This window comes from Sediminibacterium ginsengisoli (genome assembly GCF_900167075.1).
GTDB classification, from domain to species: domain Bacteria; phylum Bacteroidota; class Bacteroidia; order Chitinophagales; family Chitinophagaceae; genus Sediminibacterium; species Sediminibacterium ginsengisoli.
The window spans coordinates 194,248-213,791 of record NZ_FUWH01000004.1 but is presented as its reverse complement, the minus strand read 5'-3'; the positions used below and the strand labels follow the sequence as shown (position 1 = coordinate 213,791).

Genomic DNA, 19,544 nt, shown 5'->3' with positions numbered 1-19,544 from the left:
ACATAACGAAGATAATCAATGCAGGCAAAACACATATTATGTTACTGCTGTTCGAGGAAGGGCATTACTGTTTTGATAAATGTATTGAAGTCCTGGATATGCGGGATATGGCCTATTCCCGCCAAAGCTGCCAGCTTGCTCCCCGGTATCTGTTCCTGTGTGCGTTTGCCCAGCTGAGGATATTGCCCATGCATCAGTGCAGCCTCTTTACTCAGCCGGTTCTTTCCAACAATAGTGCGGTCTTCCTGCCCGATCACCAGTAAGGTAGGAACTGCAATTTTACCGAACTCATAACATACGGGTTGCTCATAGATCATCTGCGAACTCAGCGCATTAGCCCATGCCGCCTGTGTGAAATGGCTGCTCTTCAATATAAATGCCTGTGCTGCAACAAGTGGTTCATATTCCTCTTTCCAAACGGGATAATAGGTTTTCTGGTAATTGCGGTAAGATTCATAGGTGGCAGCCAGTTCGGTCTTATAAGCTGAATCCAGTGGCTCATACGGAACAAATGTTCTGTAATCTTCAAGGCCGATGGGGTTTTCGAGTACCAGGCTTTTCACTCTTTCAGGATACATCAGTGTAAACCTCGTGCCTAACATGCCACCCATGGAGTGGGCGATTACCTGCACTTTGTTTACCTGCAGACCATCGAGCAGCTTCCTTGTATTTTCTGCCAGCATGTGGAAACTGTAATGAATACCGGGCTTGTCAGATTTGCCCCAGCCCACCTGGTCGGGAACAACTACCCTGTAGCCTTTCGCCGAAAGAAAGCCGGTCAGCTCTTTCCAGTAAAATCCGTTGAAATTTTTTCCGTGTAACAGTAGTACTGTTTCCCCGTTCGGCTTCTCCGGCATTACATCCATGTAAGCCATTTTCACCTGCTGTTGTTCAAGTGTCAGGTTCATGTAACGAACAGGGTATCCGTAATCGATCACAGGCTCCTGTGCTTTTGAAAACAGGAAGCTGAAACAGCCCAGCAGGAGCAGGTGGATATACTTTTTCATACAAATGTTTCCCTGCTGCTGCACTTATCATGCCATACCGTTACTGCAGCTCAAATGATTTTACAGCCTGTTCTATGCCGTTGATGATCACGGAAACCTGCTGTTTACCGGGGTAGAATACGCGGGTGGTAATGAGGCGGAACGATTGCTGCCTTATGATCTGCAGGCTCTCGCCGGGCTGACAGTCTTTTTCGCTGATCTTGAATACCTTCTTCGATAAAGTATTATTCTGACGCCTGTAATAGATGGCATACTCTATCCTGATATGCTTCGCCTGGCTGCTTTTGTTCTCCAGCGTAAACGAGAAGGCTAAACTATCGCCGGTCTTTACCACCGGTGTAAGCACTTTGAATTTTGAAACCTGGATGCCATCGGTATCGAGACCATAATAATGCAGGATTTCCGGATGACCCTGTTTCAGTAATGTACGGCTCCCGTGTTTGATGATGGCATTGGTTTCCTTGTTATTGCTGCGCCATTGATGTGCTATGCCGATTACAATATGAGGATTGTCTTTCGCAATATCGTTGATATGATTGGCCACGCTTTTCCGAACCCATTCTGAAGGATCATTTTTCAGGTTCTCCAGTATCGGCAACGTAGCGGAAGGGTCTTTTTTGAGCGCGGGTATTGCCATTGCCCACGGGAGCCTGGGCCTGCTTCCTTCGCTCGCGAGCCTGCGCACGCTGTGTTCTTTATGCCTGGACCAGGCCAGCATCTGGTTCATCATCCTCTCGCCATATTTCAATATAAATGGCCTTACCGCGAATTCGCAGCTGATGAACTGTGTAACGAATTCTATGGATTGTACGGCTTCCTCAAAATCATCGATGACGTAGGTTTCGATATAGTCAGGGAAAAAAATAAATTCCAGTCCGCCTGCAATTTGCCGTTTACGCAGATGTGTGATGCTTGCTTTGATCAGCTTCGCAGCTTTTTTGTACTCTTTCGGCATAAACCTGTGCAACACGGCTGTAGTATGCTTCATCCTGTCTTTCAGTTCCTTTTCTTCCCAGTTACCCGAATAGATCTGTTTGATGAATTCCTGCTTATTAAAACCCGGAATGGTTTCGGTAAATGTGTCGCAAAGTTTGTTGTAGAAAGGCCGCGAGTACAGGTCTTTAAGAGCGCTCATTTTTTGTGATGTTTGATGGGGTGATGCTGTTATTTCTTCCCGGTCTGCCTTTGTTTCAGCTGCAGGAAGCTTACCGTCAGCAAAAGAATAGCCGGTAACATGGCAAGCAGGAAAATGACGATCACCAGGAATTTACCTGTCTGCAGTATCGGAATGGCCTGCATGGCAAGTGCCACCACAAAGAGCAGCGAACATGCAATGCTCACGATATCATCCCGCTTTGAATGGTGGCCACGGATGCCTGACAAAATCAGGTACAGCGATGCGAGTAAAAATGGTCCTGCAACAAGCAGACCCTGCATACCTTTACTGCTGAAATCGGAGAGCAGTGCGCCAAGAATAACGCCAACAGGAACCAGCGTGGTGCCGAATGGGATCAGTACCAGCATCAGCGCAAGCGGCATCAGTATTTTAATGATACGAAGAAACATGTTTTGAATTATTTCAGGTGGTTGATGGTCTAGTATAACGCAATTGCACAAGACCGGTGTCGAATGATTTTGTCTGAACCAGTTGCAGTTTCCGGGCTAAGCCTGTATCACCGAATAACTTTGTGCCGCCGCCAATTACTACGGGGATAAATGAAACGATGTAATCGTCTATCAGATCCTGCTTCATCAGCTGCTCTATCACTGAAGCCCCGCCATCCACAAAAATGGTTTTACCCGGTTTTGCACGCAGCGTTTTTATGAGTTCTTCAGGATCGCCTGTATGAAAACGGACAGAACCGGCATCCGGCTTTGGTTTATGCGTGATCACATAACATTCCCTGGTGCCGTATGGAAAAGGCATATCCATCTGCATCACTTTGTCATAGGTTTTACGGCCGAGCACTACCGTGTCTACATTGGCCATAAAATCGGCATAGCCATAATCCTCACCTTCTTTTTCAACAAGGGCGAGAAATTCGAGGTTGTCATCAGGTCCGGCTATGAACCCGTCCACGCTCGATGCAATAAAAAGCGATACTTTTCTTTGTTCCATTTCAGTTAAAAATAACAAAGTTGCAGCCAGTGCCTTCCATGGCCTGTTTCAATATAATGATATCAGGAACGAACTGTTTTTATACGAGCTCTACTCTGTAATTGATCTTGCAGTGTTTGGCCAGCATGGCAGATACACCGCAGTATTTTTCCTGTGATAAGGATACAGCCCTGTTTACTTTATCGAGCTCTTCTTCTTTTGCATCGCAACGGTAAACCATGTCGATGTATTTGAATACTTTGGGGTGATCTTCCGTCTGTTCCGCTGATGCTTCTATCTCCAGTTTGGTGAACGCTACTTTCATTTTGTGAAGGATCTCCACTACATCCATACCGCTGCAGCCCGCTACCGATGCCAGCAGCATCTTTTTAGGATTCATGCCGCTGCCGAGTCCGCCGCCTTCTACTGATGTGTCTATCCTTACTGTATGCCCGCTATCCGCCGTTGCGTCAAATGCAAGCGCTTCTACCCACTTTGTGGTTGTTGTTAACATGGTTACTGTATTGGTAAGTGAAATCTTATGCTTTTTCGAATCTTGACTGAACGAAATCCCAGTTGACTATGTTCCACCAGTTGCTGATATAATCAGGACGCTTGTTCTGGTACTTCAGGTAATAAGCATGTTCCCATACATCGAGGCCGAGTAACGGGGTTCCTTTCAGATCGCTTACATCCATTAGAGGATTGTCCTGGTTAGGTGTGGAGCCGATTGCCAGCTTTTTATCTGCGGTAAGCACCAGCCATGCCCAGCCGCTGCCGAAACGGTTTTTGCCTGCATCGGAAAACTGTGTTGTAAAGGTCTCATACGAGCCGAAGCTTTGCGTGATCGCATCTGCAAGTTTGCCCGATGGTTTGGATGCCGCGCCCGGTTTCATGCACTGCCAGAACAATTCATGATTATAATGCCCGCCACCATTATTTCGCATCTTGGCAGAATACTTCGAAATATTGCGAAGCACATCTTCCAGTTTTGCACTGCCGGTATCTACTTTTTCCGCTGCACATGCTTCAGCCAGGTTTTTGGTATAAGCAGCTGCGTGCTTAGTGTAATGGATCTCCATTGTCATCGCATCTATCACGGGTTCCAGTGCATTGTAACCGTAAGGAAGCGGCTGCTGTGTGAAACCTGCCGCTGCTGCAGGGCCGGTTCCGGCCTGTAGTACGGCTGGTAATATAGTGAACGACAGTCCTGCTGCCACACCGGCTTTACCTGTTGTTTTGATAAAGTCGCGGCGGCTTGATGTATTTTCAGACATAATAGAGGATTTTAATCGGTTTGCTTTGAGACCCTAAATTTAGACAAAAAGCGGCGTAACTGCCGGAATGTTCTGTAATAGAATTCCTGGTTGAAGAGCTGCGAATCGCCCATGGCTTTGTAAGTGAGAAAGAATCCCACCGGGATCAGGATCAGCGTAGACAGCCACATACCCATGAACGGACTCATCTGTTCGGCGCGGGCAAATTTTTCGCCAAAAGTGTTGAAGAGGTGAAAAATGACAAAAAAGATGATCGCAAAAACGAGCGGTGTTCCCAGTCCGCCTTTACGGATAATGGAACCTAACGGTGCCCCGATCAGGAATAGTACCACGCATGCTACCGAAAGCGTGAACTTACGGTGCCATTCTATTTCATGCAGTTCGAGCGACTGGTATTTCTGCGTATAATCATTGGCAAGCAGGCCAACGTTCGATTTGATGCTGCCGATCTGGCTGATTGCGCCTTCCTGGATATTCAGACGCAGGGAATCGGGAATCAGGGCATTGAACTTTTTGGGTTTTTTCAGCGTGGAGCGGTCAACCTTTGCCCAGCCGGTATCTGAATAACGGGCAAAACGGATATAGGGATTCACATCCGTAACCATTTTTTTCAGGTAATAGCGGTCCATGTCGTTGAGAGAATCGATGGCATGGTTGAGCTGGCGGAGGCTGAGCATTTTCGGATCGTAAAATGCGGAGTCGCCGGTTTTGTTCATCTGGAAACTTTTCAGGTCGAATATCTTTTTATACTCTTTGAACCCAAGCCTGATGAACTCCGTATTGGTTGTGCCGCGCGGACCTCTTTCCTGGTAGCGCCAGCCATTACGCAGGATGAATTCCAGGTATCTTTTATCCGGTGTTACACGCATGATGCCGCTTTCGGCCAGTAGCATGTTATCCTGGAGACCATAATTCTTCTCGAAAAGCACCACATCGTGAATAATGCTGTCGTTCTTTTCTTTCTTACCCAGTTTGATCACATATCCATCTATCTTATCATAAAAAACACCTTCCTTGATATCGATAGCAGGCTTCGAAACGATGATGTCATATTTTAAGGCCGATAGCTTTAACTGCGTAACAGGGATGATATTGTTGGCGAAAAGAAAAGCAAGCCCGCTGATGAAAATCGTGATCACAAGCAAAGGTCTCATGAAACGCAGCAACGGGATGCCCGCGGCTTTGATGGCAACCAGTTCAAAGGATTCGCCGAGATTACCGAAGGTCATGATGGATGAAAAAAGCAGTGCCAGCGGTAATGCCATCGGTACCCAGAAAAGTGCAACGAGGCCCACCAGTTTCAATACGGTAAAAAGATCGAGACCTTTACCAACCAGGTCATCGATATACAGCCAGAAGAACTGCATGGTCAGCACAAAAAGCGAGATCGTGAATGCCGCAAAGAAAGGGCCGACAAAGGACCGTATAATGAGTATATCTAGCTTTTTGATCAAACTATATTAATTTAAGCAACAATTTATAACAGGCTGTAATAACTATTGCATGGATGGCGCAAATGTAACATTTTCACAAGAGGAAAGAGAACTGCTCAATGATGCCGGTCTTATTTTAACAAAGAACCGCATTATCGGGAAGATAACCGGCATGCTGGGCGAAACAGCGAACCGGTTCCGGGAAATGGCGGCAGTCTTAGCCGGTGCTGCCAACGGAGAACGGATCCTTGCTGCATCTCCTAAAGTATCCAAAGGCGAATCTTACGAAGGGTTGCCCTGGGCCATGCTCGACTATCCGCGCTGTTTTACCGTAACCGATGTGTTTGCGATCCGCAGTTTTTTCTGGTGGGGTCATCACGTAAGTATCACGCTTCACCTGGCAGGGAGCTTTATTCCTGCGTTCGGTAAAAGCATTGAAGCATATTTCAGCGATCCGGCGCTGCGTGAGGGATGGTATATCAATGTTGGGCAGGATGCATGGCAGCATCATTTCCGGCAGGACAATTATATGCCATTGGGCAGTTCAGGCCTTGTTGTTCCGGAAGGAGAGGGCTTGCTCAAGCTGGCAAAAAAAATCCCCCTGGCAGAATGGAATGGTAACGCCACTTTTTTTACAGAAAATTATGCAGCCCTGTTAAAAATGCTGGGCTGCCGGCTTATGCACCCAGACGATGGAAAAGCTCTTTAACCTGGTAGCCCCATAACTGGCTCTGGTCTTTGATCTCGTTCTTCTCTGCAAAATCCTTGATCACAAGGATGGTCTGGTTAGAGATCTCTGTTTTTTCTATTTTGAATTCGAAATATTCGTTCTTGTCGCTGTGCTGCCAGTGGAAGCGGATGAATTTATCCTGCTCTTTATCCAGCACATCTGCTTTATCCGGTGTTCCGCCATTCCAGGAGAAGCTGTATACATTTTCCCATTCGTCTACCTTGTCCGCAAACCATTCCTGTAAGCCTGCAGGACTAGCCAAAAACTCATATAAAATGGTGGGAGAGCATCTTACCGGGAACTCAAGGGTAAATAATTGTTTCTTACTCATACATTCTCTTTAGCCTACAATCTTTCATAGGCCTGCAATAATATTAAATAATCCATACCGGTCAAATGTTTTTTTGATCCGGTATCGCCCTAAAAGGGTGGAAGGAAAGAGTAACCCTATTGTTTTTATTTAAACATTTGATAATCAGTTATTTATAAAAAATATTTTTTTTGACCGGATTAAAAAAAATCTTAAATTGCCTGTTAGAAATGACGTATCAAAGGATGGCTTTGCAATGCATGGCCGGGGCTTCTTCTCAAAACCAAAACAACCATACATACAATCCTAAACTGCTTTGCTATGAGCATGCGTCAATTGAAGATCACGAAATCGATTACCAATCGTGAATCACAGAGCCTCGAAAAATATTTACAGGAAATCGGAAAGGTAGATCTGATCAGTCCCGAAGAGGAAGTGCAGCTTTCTATGCGTATACGCGAAGGATGCCAGCGTTCGCTCGACCGTCTTATCAAATCGAACCTGCGTTTTGTGGTCTCGGTTGCCAAGCAGTACCAGAACCAGGGGCTTACCCTGCCCGATCTGATCAACGAAGGCAATCTCGGTCTGATCAAAGCCGCGCTGCGTTTCGATGAAACACGCGGGTTCAAATTCATTTCCTATGCAGTATGGTGGATCAGGCAGAGCATTCTGCAGGCACTGGCAGAACAAAGCCGTATCGTGCGTCTGCCGCTGAATAAAGTAGGACTGACCAACCGCATCAGCAAAGCTTATCAGCAGCTGGAACAGGAATTTGAACGCGAACCTACTCCGCAGGAACTGGCCGATATGCTGGAAATAGGAATAGATGAAGTAACCACCACCATGAATGCCGGGTTCAGGCATGTGAGCATGGATACACCGCTTTCCGAAGGGGAAGAAGGAACACTGATGGATGTAATGGAAAACCCCAACGCAGAAAAAACCGATGAGAACCTCGTACACCACGAGTCGCTGCGTATGGAAATAGACCGCAGCCTGCAGACCCTCACCGAAAGGCAGAAAGAAGTGGTCTGCTTTTTCTTCGGTATCGGCGTTGATCATCCGCTCAGTCTGGAAGATATCGGCGAGCGCTTCAACCTCACAAGGGAAAGGGTAAGGCAGATCAAAGACAAAGCCATCACCAAACTGCGCAGCACCAGCCGCTGCAAGCACCTGAAAGTGTACCTGGGCTAGCCCTGATGATATTTTAGCAAAAGGTGCAATTGTACATTATATTTGCACTCCGAAAGTGAATATAGCTTCTGTTATATTCACTTTTTGATTTATATCAAGGCGAAAAAGCAACAGTATGTTTAATTCACTCAGCGAAAAGCTTGAATCTGCGTTTAAAAACCTCAAAGGCGAGGCCAGGATCAATGATCTCAATATTGCCAATACCGTTAAGGATATCCGCAGGGCACTGATCGATGCTGACGTTAACTTCAAGATAGCAAAGGAGTTCACCGATAAAGTGAAAGACAAAGCCGTGGGTGAGAAAGTGATCAATGCGATCAGCCCGGGCCAGCTGATGGTGAAGATCGTGCAGGATGAACTGACCGAACTCATGGGTGGCAGCGAGGCAGCTTTCAATGTAACAGGTAATCCTGCCGTGATACTGATCGCCGGGCTGCAGGGTAGTGGTAAAACTACGTTTACCGGTAAACTGGCCAGCTATCTCAAAACTAAAAAGAACAAATCTCCTTTACTGGTTGCGGCAGACGTTTATCGTCCCGCGGCTATCGATCAGCTCACCGTACTCGCCGGACAGGTAGGCGTGGATATTTACAGTGAACGCGAAAACACTGATCCTGTTTCTATCGCACAGAATGCGATCAAAGAAGCGAAAGCAAAGAATAAAAATGTTGTTATCATAGATACGGCAGGGCGTCTTGCAGTGGATGAAGCCATGATGACCGAAGTGGCCAATATCAAACAGGCAGTGTCTCCGACCGAGATCCTGTTTGTAGTGGATTCCATGACCGGTCAGGATGCTGTGAATACTGCAAAAGCGTTCAATGACCGTCTTGATTTCACGGGTGTGGTACTAACCAAACTCGATGGTGATACACGCGGTGGTGCGGCTCTTTCCATCAAATACACAGTGAACAAACCGATCAAGTTTGTGAGCAGTGGCGAAAAAATGGATACGCTGGACGTGTTCTACCCGGATCGTATGGCGCAGCGTATTCTCGGTATGGGTGATATCACCACGCTCGTGGAAAAAGCCCAGGCCCAGTACGACGAAGCCGAAGCGAAAAAACTCGAAAAGAAGATCCGTAAGAACCAGTTCGATTTCCAGGACTTCCTGGACCAGCTGCAGCAGATCAAAAAAATGGGTAACCTGAAAGATCTGATGGGAATGATCCCCGGTGTGGGAAAAGCCATCAAGGACGTAGATATTAACGACGATGCATTCAAAGGCATTGAAGCGATGATCAAATCCATGACCCCTTATGAACGCTCTAACCCCGATGTGCTTAACCAGGAGCGTCGCATGCGTATCGCTAAAGGAAGCGGAAAAGACATGGCCGAAGTAAATGCTTTCATGAAGCAGTTCGAGCAGATGAAACAGATGATGAAAATGATGAATAATATGCCGATGGGCGGTCGTTTTCCGGGGATGAAAAGATAATAACCCCGTTTGTCCCATTCTGTTTCCGGTTTACAGGCCTTTGCCGTACTCTTGCGGCGAAACTATTCCTTATGAAGTCCTTGCGGATCCTTCGCAGGATGCTGGTAATCATCATCGGTATATTCCTGGCTTTGAAGGGTATTGGCCAGAAGATCGTACTGGCTACAGATATCAATACTTTTGTTGAGCTGGACCTGTCGTCCGGCTCATGTGCCATACTGCCCCTGCAGAATCCATGTATGAATCAGACATCAGGCCAGATCTTTTCCGTTGCACTGCATAAGGATACGCTTTACTATTCCACTACCGCAGGCCTTTTATACAGTACGGTGCTGAACCAGCCCGGCACCTGTAAGCTGCTGGTCAATTCCGGCATTTCAAATGCGCTCACCGCGGATAAGAACGGCCTGCTTTACTGGATGCGCGGTACGGACCTTGTTCAGTACGATCCGCATCATGGTGTGCTGAGAACAATCGGCACTGTTCCTTATCCTTCGGCGGGCGACCTCATTTTTTATAACGACAAATTATACCTCGCTTCGCAGGGGCTGGTAGAGATCAACATCAATAATCCTGCAGCAAGTGTGGTATACATGCAGACTCCCAATCATGATTTTTTCGGATTGGTAAGTATTCCCGTTTCCTGCAGTAATAATAAGATCTACGGCATAGAGCCCGACAGGTTCGGCACCGGCAGTAATCTGGTTGAAATAGACATGGACAATAAAAAAGTATTGAACACGCTCTGTTCATTACCGGAAAGTATCTGGGATGCAGCCAGTATTACAGAGTCTGGCCTGTTGCAGGGAATTCAGGTACAGAACCTGGCGGTACAGGCACAATGCGGCACCGTGCCGGGTAATGTGCTGGTGCAGGCAGCAGTGGCTTCCAACGCAGGCATTGCCTATACACTGAATAATATCACAAATGCCACAGGTTATTTCAATCCGCTTGGTCCGGGACAATATTCAATCCATATGCGCAGTGCAGACGGTTGTGCTGCAGATACAACGGTACAGGTAAAACAGTTCGATGCGCTCGACCTGACAATGGTTACTACAAAAGATACCTGTGCATCCGGCAACGGAACGCTGAAGATCACACCGCTGAAAGGCTCGTCGCCATTCAGTTTTAGTGTTCAGGGCCAGCCGGCAACAAGCAGTCCTGATATTACCGGTCTCCCTGCAGGTGCTTACCGGCTGAATGTAAAAGATGTGAACCGGTGTAACCTCGATACGACTTTTACAATTGGCGCAGTAAGTCCGCCGGTACCGCTCGACAATATCAAAATACTCGCTGCATCCTGTACACCAACGGGCGGGGAAGTAACGCTGACCTATTCATCTCCCGCACCAGGTTTGCTGGGAGCAAGCATGGATGGTGGTGCAGTGCAGGCAACACCGGTTTTCGGAGGGCTTGCAAGCGGCACGCATCGTTTGCAGATCGTAACAACATCGTGCAGGTACGATTCCATCATTACCATAGCTGTTCAGCCGCCAGTTGTGCCCGTGATCAGTTTCACTAATACCATACCGGGATGCACAGGAAGGAATGACGGCGCGTTTAAAATGAATGTAAGCAATATCACATCGCCATTTACGGTAAGCGTTAACAACAGCGCATTTTCAGCTGCAACCACTTATACCGGTCTTGCCGCAGGACAATACAAGGTGGCCGTAAAAGACGGAACCCAGTGTATCTGGAATGTGCAGCATACGCTGAATGATTTTGTGATCATACCTCCGGTTATCAGCCAGCAGATCACTCCCGCAGAATGCTGGCGTTCGCAGCCGGGTAAAGCAAAACTTACGGTTACAGGTGCGGATGCGCCCTATTCGTATGAAGTGAACGGCCGGAATTATCCTTCGGGGCAGGAATCGACCCTCCCTGCAGGGAATTACCAGGTTATTATCCGCACTGCAAGGAACTGTCCTGTAGATACGGTACCTGTCGTGATCCTGCAGCAGAACACCACGGGAGCGCCATGCGATACGGCTTATGTTCCAACGGCATTTACACCCAATAACGACGGGAAGAACGACCTGCTGAGACCTGTTGTGAACGGCGGAATCGTATCGTTCATTTTCAGGGTATACAACAGGTATGGCCAGCCGGTGTTCACCACCACTACGGCAGGTACGGGCTGGGATGGCAGGCTGAACAACCTTCCGCAGCCGGCAGGAACCTACGTATGGTATCTGGAATGCATTGATAATCAGCAGCGGAAAAGAGAGTTCAAAGGAAGCGTAGTGTTAATAAGGTAAGAGAATTATTAACGTTTTCACTAAATACTGAGTTGGAATTTTAAGCCCGAACACTTATTTTTGCCGTCCGTTAATTAATTTCCTAACGCCTTTAAATTTCTATTTAACATGGCAGTAAAAATGAGACTACAAAGACACGGCAGCAAAAAAAGGCCTTTCTACTTCATCGTAGTGGCTGATGCACGTGCACCAAGGGATGGTAAGTTTATCCAGAAGATCGGAACTTACAACCCGCTGACTGTACCGGCAACCATCCAGTTAGACCGTCAAAAAGCACTGGAATGGCTGAACAAAGGTGCTCAACCAACTGACACCGTTCGCCGGATACTCTCTTTCAAGGGAGTGTTGTACCTGAAACACCTGTTAAGGGGTGTGAAGCTGGGACTGTTTGATGATGCTACAGCTATGACCAAATTCCAGGCATGGCACAATGAGCATGAAGCAAACATTACCCGTCGTAATGATGAGCACAAAAAAGCACAAAGAGCCCGTAAAGCTTATGTACCTGTTGTTAAGAAGGTAGAAAGCAAGCAGGAAGAAGCTGCTGAAGGTGCGGCTGAAGCTTAATGGGACCATGACACATAATTCCTTTAGAAATGCCCGGACAGCAGTCCGGGTATTTTTTTATAGTTAATGACAGTAATTTGCGGCCATGAACGAATACATTCATATTGGCAGGATGGTAGCCAGCTTCGGACTGAACGGAGAACTGATCCTGAAACATGCACTGGGTAACAAAGCCTTGTTTAAAGGCGTGGAGGTGCTTTTTATCGAAGAAAGAAAAGGCAGCTATCTACCTTATTTTATCGAATCGGCGAAAGCAAAGAACGAAGAAGAGACCTATATAAAACTGGAAGGTGTGCAGACCAAAGAAACCGCTAACCGGCTTACTTCACGCAATGTATGGCTGCAGGATGCAGACTTCCGCAAGCTGGCAGGAAAAGCAGCACCGATAGCCCTGATCGGTTTTAAAGTGATCACGGATGAAGACGAAGATCTTGGTCCCGTAGAAGAAGTAATCGAACAGCCACACCAGGTACTGCTTCGTGTGAGCCTGAATGGTAATGAAGCACTCATCCCGTTACACGCTGAAACACTGGACCGGATTGACCAGGCAAAAAAAGAGATACACGTCAGTTTGCCGGATGGACTGCTCGATATTTACAGGTAGGCAGATCTAAGCCGCAAGGTTATCAAATACAAGTTCTGTCAGCTCTCTGGGTTTTTCCCCGGCAGTCACCAGTGCACGGCTGGCCTGTAACACATGTCTGAAATTATGTGCAACCAGGAAGCTGAATACATCACCAAGCTTCAGTTTGATAAAGGGAGCGATAGAAATCGGAACCCTTGCTTTATTGAGATCTGTCTGCGATGCAATACGAAGCAGGTTCAGCAGCTGTTCCTGCTGTTCTATAAATTCTGCAATCACTTTAAAACTGTCTGCATTCGTTACAGGCTGATGGTCTTTAGGTGCTTTCATTTTATTCGCTTTTACACCTTCGGGTTTGGGGAGCATCATCATTGTGAAATAATTACCCAGCCAGCCGCTGCGGAAAAATACAGCAGGAGGATTGGCCGTACTTTTCTGCAAAGCCTTACGAAGTTCAGGCAGGTAATACCGGCCGTAGCTGTTCAGGTGCTGCAGGCACTGGTTGGCACTCCATTTTTCGGGCGCCGCTTTATGTGCAAAGCGGCTATGGGGCAGCATCTGCCATTCACTTACGGCAATATCGAGGAATTGTTCGGTCTGTTCCTCCAATGCGAGGATCAGTTTTTTAGAAGAATAAACAGGCATAAGAATTGTTTTTATGACTGTAAAATTCACCTTGGAATGCTGCACAAATCTTGGTGAATACCAAGATTTTAAATTCACAGTTTTACAGAGCCGAGCAGCTTGCTGAAGTTGGTGGCATCGATGCCGAGGTAGGAAGCCAGGTATTTATGTGGGATCAGGCGCAAAACATGCGGACTCCTTTTTAATAAAGCGCGGAATTTCTGTTCTGCAGTAAAAGCCTGTAATTCTATTTGTCTTTCAAGCACACCTGCAAGCGTCATACTTACTGCTGTACGCACGAAGGTTTCAAAACTGTGATGTTTTTGCATCAGCGTGTTCATTTGCTGGAAAGATGTGCGGATAAAACTGCTTTGGGTAAGTGTTTCAAAATAAAAACGGGACGGCTGCTGCAGCAGGAAAGAATCGGCAACGCCTGAAAAAGAAAAAGGATAGCTGAATACAATGGTTGCTTCCTTGCCACTTTCTGTTGTATAGAATGCCCTTTGTACACCTTCCGTTACGAAGTACAGGTATTTTTCTGTATCACCTGCTGCGGTAAGTAAAGTTTTCCTGGCGGCGGTAAAAGGTCGCCAGCAGGCAGCAAAATCTTCCCATACCGCTTCACTGAGCGGATGAATGGAATGGGTAAATTGTCTGAGCTGTGCAATCTCGTCTGTCATTACCACCAAAATACAGAAATGAAAGGCAACCTTTAAAAGAAATATAATTTAAAAGCAGCTTACGGGCTATTCTCTAACTTGCAGTAACATGAATGCGCCGCAGCGATATATTGCCCATTTCGACCTTGATTCGTTCTTTGTGAGTGTGGAAGTGATGAATGATCCTTCGCTCAAAGGGAAAGCTGTGATCGTAGGCGGCTCGCGGGAGCGTGGCGTGGTAACATCCTGCAGCTATGAAGCGCGCAAATTCGGTGTAAGGAGCGCCATGCCCATGCACCAGGCCATGAAGCTTTGCCCGCATGCCATTGTCGTACGCGGCACAAGGGGCGAATACAGCCGTTACTCGCGCTGGGTAACCGAGATCATCGCAGCAAAAGCTCCCTTGTTCGAGAAAGCTTCCATCGATGAATTTTACCTGGATCTGACGGGGATGGACAAATACTTCGATCCCTACAAATGGACCATCGAACTACGCCAGGAGATCATCGACAGCACCGGGCTACCTATTTCCTTCGGACTGGCTACGAATAAAATGATCGCCAAGATCGCTACCGATGAAGCCAAGCCGAACGGCTATATCTTCATCCGCCCCGGCATGGAAAAACAATTTCTGGCGCCGCTGCCCGTTAATAAATTCCCGGGTGTGGGGGAACATACTTTCCAGGTACTGAAAGAAATGGGCCTGCATACCATCCGCGATATCAGCGAAACCCCGGCAGCGCTGCTCGAAAAAAAACTTGGCAAATACGGACCTGAATTATGGCGTAAATCGCAGGGTATTCATGAAGGTATTGTAAATCCTTACCACGAAGCAAAATCGATATCCACCGAAAATACATTCGAGGAAAACAGCGCAGATGTGGCTTTCCTGCTGCAGGAACTGGTACGCATGACCGAAAAAGTGGCTTATGAATTAAGGCAGGATGAAAAGCTCACAGGCTGTATTGCTGTCAAGATCCGTTATCCGGATTTTGAAACCACATCAAGGCAAACCACCATCGATTATACGCTGCGCGATGATGAACTGATACCGGTAGCGATAGACCTGTTCCACAAATTATACCGCAAAGGGAAACCGGTACGTTTACTCGGCGTACGACTGAGTGAGCTTACCAATCACCCGGTGCAGGGAAGCCTTTTTGAAGATGCCGGAAAGAAAAACCAGCTATATAAAGCGATCGATGATGTAAAAAGTAAATTCGGGAAAACTGCACTGCAGAAGGCCAGGACAGTAAACAAAGGAAAGTAGAGATAATTTTATTATTTTTAAAGTCTACTTATTTGGTAGGATATTATTACTTTTACTTTAAAATCAACAGTTATGAGCTTACGTTTAGGCGATATAGCGCCGGATTTCAGCGCCAGCACTACCGCAGGCGATATCAGGTTCCATGAATTCCTGGGCGATGGCTGGGGCGTTCTTTTTTCGCATCCCGCAGATTACACGCCGGTATGTACCACAGAGCTTGGCAAAACAGCATTGCTGCAGGGTGAATTCGAAAAACGCAATGTAAAAGTGCTGGCGCTGAGTGTAGACCCGCTTGACAAACATCATGGCTGGGTAAACGATATCAACGAAACGCAAAATGTGAACGTGGGTTTCCCGATCATTGCAGACGAGGATAAATCCATCGCGAATGCCTATGGTATGATCCATCCGAATGCTTCCGAAACTTTCACAGTGCGGTCGTTGTTCGTGATCGGTCCGGATAAAAAAATAAAACTGATGATCACTTATCCTGCATCTACCGGCAGGAACTTTTACGAAGTACTGCGTGTGATCGATTCTTTACAGCTTACCGCGCAATACAGCGTGGCCACACCTGCCGACTGGAAAGAAGGTGAAGATGTGATTGTTGTGCCTGCCATCAGTACGGAAGACGCCATCAACAAATTCCCGAAAGGGGTTAAAGTAATAAAACCATACCTGCGTTATACTCCGCAGCCGAATAAATAATAAGTACTGATGCATAGAAGGAACGTGGCTTGCAGCTGGTCTGCAGGCCACGTTTTTATTTCAGCCTCTTCCGCCATTCACAGAGTTTTCTTATCTTACCTGTATCAAAATACACTGCATGAGAAAACTCTTCTGCCTCTTAACGGCACTGGTCATTACATGTGCCATGTACGCCCAGCGCACTTATATCTACTGCGGCCGTTTCATCGATGTTAAAAAACTGGAAGTTCAGAAAGAGATCACCATAATTACGGAAGGTAACCTTATCGCTGATGTACAGAAGGGTTATGTGGCCGCTGGAACCGGTGATAAAACGATCGATCTGAAAGATGCGACCGTGATGCCGGGATTGATCGATATGCATGTACATCTTGAAACGGAAACCAACCCTAACCGTTACATGGAAACCTTTACGTTCAACCCTGCAGATTATGCATTTCAGTCTGTTGTATTTGCGGAAAGAACCTTACTCAGCGGATTTACCACGGTAAGAGATCTCGGCGGTTCGGGCGTGAACATTGCTTTGCGCAATGCGATCAATAAAGGACTGATCAAAGGTCCGCGTGTTTATACTGCTGGCAAATCCATTGCAACAACCGGCGGACATGCTGATCCTACCAATGGCTACAGGCGCGATCTCATGGGTGATCCTGGTCCTGAATACGGCGTGATCAACGGTGCGGATGAAGCTGCAAAAGCAGTACGCCAGCGCTACAAGGAAGGCAGCGATGTAATCAAGATCACAGCTTCGGGTGGTGTGCTGAGTGTTGCAAAAAGCGGCGAGAACCCCCAGTTTACCGAAGCTGAAATGAAGGCCATTGTTGCAACTGCGAAAGATTACGGATTTAAGGTAGCTGCCCATTGCCATGGTGCCGAAGCCATGAAACGTGCAGTGCGCGCAGGTGTCAGTTGCATTGAACATGGTACTTATATGGATGATGAAACCATGGAGCTGATGAAGCAGTACGGGACGTATTTTGTACCCACCATTATTGCAGGAAAATCCGTGGCCGACTCTGCCAAAAAACCGGGTTATTTTCCGCCGCTCGTAACACCCAAAGCACTCGCCATCGGTCCTAAAATACAAGGCACTTTTGCCAAAGCTTACAAAGCAGGTGTTAAGATCGCTTTTGGCACGGATGCGGGCGTTTATGCACACGGGCGCAACTGGCTTGAATTTGTCTACATGAATGAAGCAGGTATGCCTGCGCTTGAAACCATTCGTGCTGCTACTTTACATGCTGCTGATCTGCTCGGCACATCCGATATCATCGGTTGTATCGAAAAAGGAAAACTGGCCGATATTATTGCTGTAAACGGCAACCCGGCTACCGATCTCAGCAGTATGGGCAAAGTGAAATTTGTAATGAAGAACGGCGTCGTTTATAAACAGGATTAACGTGCGGCCGACCATTTTTTCAACTGCTGCAATACTGCACGCAGGTCTTTTGGGAGTGGCGCTTCCAGCTCAAAACGTTCATTGTTCAATGTAAATGAAAGTTTGTGTGAATGCAGTGCAAGCCTCGACAGGATAGGCCGTTCTTCTTCATCTGCTTTGGATAATTTGAATTTCTTCTTCAATGCAGAAAGCAGGACAGGAGAAGGGTCGCCATAGATCTCATCGCAAACAATAGAATGCCCGATATGCTGCATGTGCACCCTGATCTGGTGTGTGCGGCCGGTATGTATGCGGAACTGCAGCCAGCTGTACTGCCTGAATGTTTCCAGTACTTCGTAATCGGTTAAAGATGCTTTCCCTTTTACATGCGTGATCATCTTTGCCGTTTTGCCGGGATGCTCCATGATCGGCGCGTCGATGCTGCCGCTGCTGTTCATGAGAATGCCATGAACCAATCCTACATAATATTTTTCTACATCCCTTCCCTCAAATAATGCGGAGAGCTGTTTGTGGCTGTCTTCGTTTTTTGCAAAAACAATAATGCCGCTTGTGTCTTTATCGAGGCGGTGAATGGTATAGATCTGGCCGTATTTCTCTTTGAGGATGTCTTTCAGTGATATTTCCTCGCCTGCCCTGTCGGGAATACTGAGTAATCCTGATGGCTTATTCAGGGCAATGAACTGGTCGTTCTCTGCAATGATATCTGGTCTCATAAATGATGCTTGCTGTACAGGTGTGTAATGATGGATCAGTCTTCTGCTTCGATTTGTTTTGCGTTGCTTTTGCCCGGTGCATTTTTATTGTTGCGTACAAAAGATTTGTTCATGTATTTCAGCAGCCTTACTTCTTTTTCGGTAAGGAATCTCCATTTGCTGCGATCCACATTCTTTTTGGTAAGGTTTGCAAACATCACCCTGTCAAGCGCTTTTACATCGTAACCAAGATGTTCAAAGATGCGTCGCACGATCCTGTTCTTGCCACTGTGGATCTCAATGCCTACAATGCTTTTATCTTTCGCATCGGCATAACCCACTGCGTCGGCGGTAATCACGCCATCTTCCAGTGTTATGCCGCTGAGGATGGATTCCAGGTCTTTTTTGGTAACGGGTTTATCGAGTGTTACCTCGTAGATCTTTTTTATTTCAAAAGAAGGATGTGTCAGTTTCTGTGCCAGTTCACCGTCGTTGGTGAGCAGCAGCACTCCGGTTGTATTACGGTCGAGCCTGCCAACAGGGTAAATCCTTTCCGGTATAGCGCCTTTTACCAGGTCCAGCACCGTTTTTCTTCCCTGCGGATCATTGGATGTTGTGATGAAATCCTTGGGCTTGTTCAGCAGGATATATACGGCGTTCTTCTGCAGGAATACCTGCTTTCCTTTTACAGTTACTTTATCTTTTGCGGAAACTTTATAGCCCGGTTCGAATACCTTGTCGCCGTTCACGACCACTTTTCCTTCCTTCACCAGTTCGGCTGCTTCCCTTCTTCCGCAGACACCGGCATGTGCAATGAATTTGTTCAGCGGCATCTGTTCGCTGCTGATATGCTCATTCTTCTTATCGGGCTGATGATCTGTTTTCATCCTGTTGTCCGTTCTTTGCTGACGGCGTGGTTCTTTGGATGATGCAGCAGGTCTTTCGGTTCTGCCTTCCGGACGTGCTGCTGATTTTTTGTAACCGGCAGGACCGGCTTTTGAACTGTCTGCTTTTCTGTTAAAGGGTTTATCGGTTGTTCTGCCTTTGCCATGGGCCGGCTTGCGTGATGGTTCCTGCTCCTGGCGGATCCCTCTCATCTTTTCGATCTTCTTCTGACGCATTTCCTCACCCGCGGCACGGGCTTCAGCCTTTATCTTTTTCTTTTCCTGGCGGATGGCTTCTTTGATGGCACTTCCTTTCTTCTTATTGGCAAACTTGCCAAAATTGTCGGTTCTTTTTTGCATGTGTTCTTTTTTGCTGTTTTTCAACAGGAGTACAAAGGTACTGTATA

At 46.9% G+C, this 19,544-nt stretch carries 21 protein-coding genes; 9 read left to right on the top strand and 12 right to left on the bottom strand.

From position 1 onward, the window contains the following. Positions 1-41: 41 nt before the first annotated feature. The 7 genes from B5D42_RS09130 to B5D42_RS09100 all read right to left on the bottom strand — a co-directional run bounded on the left by B5D42_RS09130 (position 42) and on the right by B5D42_RS09100 (position 5,836). Positions 42-1,007 carry an alpha/beta fold hydrolase gene (locus tag B5D42_RS09130; RefSeq protein WP_078831175.1) on the bottom strand — a complete coding sequence of 322 codons (966 nt, stop codon included), beginning with the start codon at positions 1,005-1,007 and terminating at the stop codon, positions 42-44. A gap of 40 nt (positions 1,008-1,047) precedes the next feature. Beyond that, entirely contained in the window at positions 1,048-2,142 is a 1,095-nt protein-coding gene (locus B5D42_RS09125; RefSeq protein ID WP_078831174.1) for a DNA alkylation repair protein, read from the bottom strand. Between the two features lie 29 nt (positions 2,143-2,171). After that, positions 2,172-2,573, bottom strand: a complete 402-nt coding sequence (locus B5D42_RS09120) for a hypothetical protein (protein ID WP_078831173.1) — start codon at positions 2,571-2,573, stop codon at positions 2,172-2,174. A gap of 13 nt (positions 2,574-2,586) precedes the next feature. Continuing rightward, positions 2,587-3,126: a dihydrofolate reductase family protein gene (locus B5D42_RS09115; RefSeq protein WP_078831172.1), complete on the bottom strand. Its 540-nt coding sequence runs from the start codon at positions 3,124-3,126 to the stop codon at positions 2,587-2,589. A 79-nt stretch (positions 3,127-3,205) separates the two neighbouring features. Beyond that, a complete protein-coding gene (locus B5D42_RS09110; protein WP_078831171.1) occupies positions 3,206-3,619 on the bottom strand; it encodes an OsmC family protein in 414 nt (137 codons plus the stop codon). 25 nt (positions 3,620-3,644) lie between these two features. Next, positions 3,645-4,382: a superoxide dismutase gene (locus tag B5D42_RS09105; RefSeq protein ID WP_078831170.1), complete on the bottom strand. Its 738-nt coding sequence runs from the start codon at positions 4,380-4,382 to the stop codon at positions 3,645-3,647. A gap of 11 nt (positions 4,383-4,393) precedes the next feature. Beyond that, positions 4,394-5,836: an LptF/LptG family permease gene (locus B5D42_RS09100; protein WP_078831169.1), complete on the bottom strand. Its 1,443-nt coding sequence runs from the start codon at positions 5,834-5,836 to the stop codon at positions 4,394-4,396. 49 nt (positions 5,837-5,885) lie between these two features. On the opposite strand from B5D42_RS09100, the gene B5D42_RS09095 reads away from it, so the two are divergent. Further along, positions 5,886-6,524: a hypothetical protein gene (locus B5D42_RS09095; RefSeq protein WP_078831168.1), complete on the top strand. Its 639-nt coding sequence runs from the start codon at positions 5,886-5,888 to the stop codon at positions 6,522-6,524. On the opposite strand, the gene B5D42_RS09090 is transcribed toward B5D42_RS09095, so the two are convergent. After that, positions 6,493-6,876 carry an START-like domain-containing protein gene (locus B5D42_RS09090; protein ID WP_078831167.1) on the bottom strand — a complete coding sequence of 128 codons (384 nt, stop codon included), beginning with the start codon at positions 6,874-6,876 and terminating at the stop codon, positions 6,493-6,495. The two genes, B5D42_RS09095 and B5D42_RS09090, sit on opposite strands and share 32 nt — an antisense overlap. A 300-nt stretch (positions 6,877-7,176) precedes the next feature. Between B5D42_RS09090 and B5D42_RS09085 the strand changes: the two genes are divergently transcribed. The 5 genes from B5D42_RS09085 to rimM all read left to right on the top strand — a co-directional run bounded on the left by B5D42_RS09085 (position 7,177) and on the right by rimM (position 12,922). Beyond that, positions 7,177-8,049, top strand: a complete 873-nt coding sequence (locus B5D42_RS09085) for a sigma-70 family RNA polymerase sigma factor (protein ID WP_217698805.1) — start codon at positions 7,177-7,179, stop codon at positions 8,047-8,049. Between the two features lie 115 nt (positions 8,050-8,164). Further along, on the top strand, positions 8,165-9,487 hold the full coding sequence (gene ffh / locus B5D42_RS09080) for a signal recognition particle protein (RefSeq protein ID WP_078831166.1): 1,323 nt from the start codon (positions 8,165-8,167) through the stop codon (positions 9,485-9,487). A gap of 71 nt (positions 9,488-9,558) precedes the next feature. Further along, positions 9,559-11,751 (top strand): T9SS type B sorting domain-containing protein, encoded by a 2,193-nt coding sequence (locus tag B5D42_RS09075; RefSeq protein ID WP_078831165.1) that lies wholly within the window; start codon positions 9,559-9,561, stop codon positions 11,749-11,751. Positions 11,752-11,859: 108 nt separating this feature from the next. Further along, a complete protein-coding gene (rpsP, locus tag B5D42_RS18245) occupies positions 11,860-12,318 on the top strand; it encodes a 30S ribosomal protein S16 (RefSeq protein ID WP_078831164.1) in 459 nt (152 codons plus the stop codon). 85 nt (positions 12,319-12,403) lie between these two features. Beyond that, positions 12,404-12,922 carry a ribosome maturation factor RimM gene (rimM, locus tag B5D42_RS09065; RefSeq protein ID WP_078831163.1) on the top strand — a complete coding sequence of 173 codons (519 nt, stop codon included), beginning with the start codon at positions 12,404-12,406 and terminating at the stop codon, positions 12,920-12,922. Between the two features lie 6 nt (positions 12,923-12,928). Here the strand turns inward: rimM and B5D42_RS09060 are convergent, their stop codons facing one another. Both B5D42_RS09060 and B5D42_RS09055 read right to left on the bottom strand, forming a co-directional pair. Continuing rightward, on the bottom strand, positions 12,929-13,546 hold the full coding sequence (locus B5D42_RS09060; protein WP_078831162.1) for a DinB family protein: 618 nt from the start codon (positions 13,544-13,546) through the stop codon (positions 12,929-12,931). 74 nt (positions 13,547-13,620) lie between these two features. Then, positions 13,621-14,205, bottom strand: coding sequence for a Crp/Fnr family transcriptional regulator (locus tag B5D42_RS09055; protein WP_078831161.1), 585 nt, complete (start codon positions 14,203-14,205; stop codon positions 13,621-13,623). An 88-nt stretch (positions 14,206-14,293) separates the two neighbouring features. Here B5D42_RS09055 and dinB point away from each other — a divergent pair, with 88 nt between their 5' ends. The 3 genes from dinB to B5D42_RS09040 all read left to right on the top strand — a co-directional run bounded on the left by dinB (position 14,294) and on the right by B5D42_RS09040 (position 17,561). Continuing rightward, on the top strand, positions 14,294-15,454 hold the full coding sequence (gene dinB / locus B5D42_RS09050; RefSeq protein WP_078831160.1) for a DNA polymerase IV: 1,161 nt from the start codon (positions 14,294-14,296) through the stop codon (positions 15,452-15,454). A gap of 72 nt (positions 15,455-15,526) precedes the next feature. After that, a complete protein-coding gene (locus tag B5D42_RS09045) occupies positions 15,527-16,162 on the top strand; it encodes a peroxiredoxin (RefSeq protein WP_078831159.1) in 636 nt (211 codons plus the stop codon). A 118-nt stretch (positions 16,163-16,280) separates the two neighbouring features. Beyond that, on the top strand, positions 16,281-17,561 hold the full coding sequence (locus tag B5D42_RS09040; protein WP_078831158.1) for a metal-dependent hydrolase family protein: 1,281 nt from the start codon (positions 16,281-16,283) through the stop codon (positions 17,559-17,561). Here the strand turns inward: B5D42_RS09040 and B5D42_RS09035 are convergent. Both B5D42_RS09035 and B5D42_RS09030 read right to left on the bottom strand, forming a co-directional pair. Continuing rightward, complete coding sequence (locus B5D42_RS09035; protein ID WP_262507782.1) at positions 17,558-18,310, bottom strand: RluA family pseudouridine synthase; 753 nt, start codon at positions 18,308-18,310, stop codon at positions 17,558-17,560. The two genes, B5D42_RS09040 and B5D42_RS09035, sit on opposite strands and share 4 nt — an antisense overlap. After that, positions 18,310-19,497: a pseudouridine synthase gene (locus tag B5D42_RS09030; protein WP_078831317.1), complete on the bottom strand. Its 1,188-nt coding sequence runs from the start codon at positions 19,495-19,497 to the stop codon at positions 18,310-18,312. The genes B5D42_RS09035 and B5D42_RS09030 overlap by 1 nt, the downstream gene beginning before the upstream one ends. Positions 19,498-19,544: the final 47 nt, after the last annotated feature.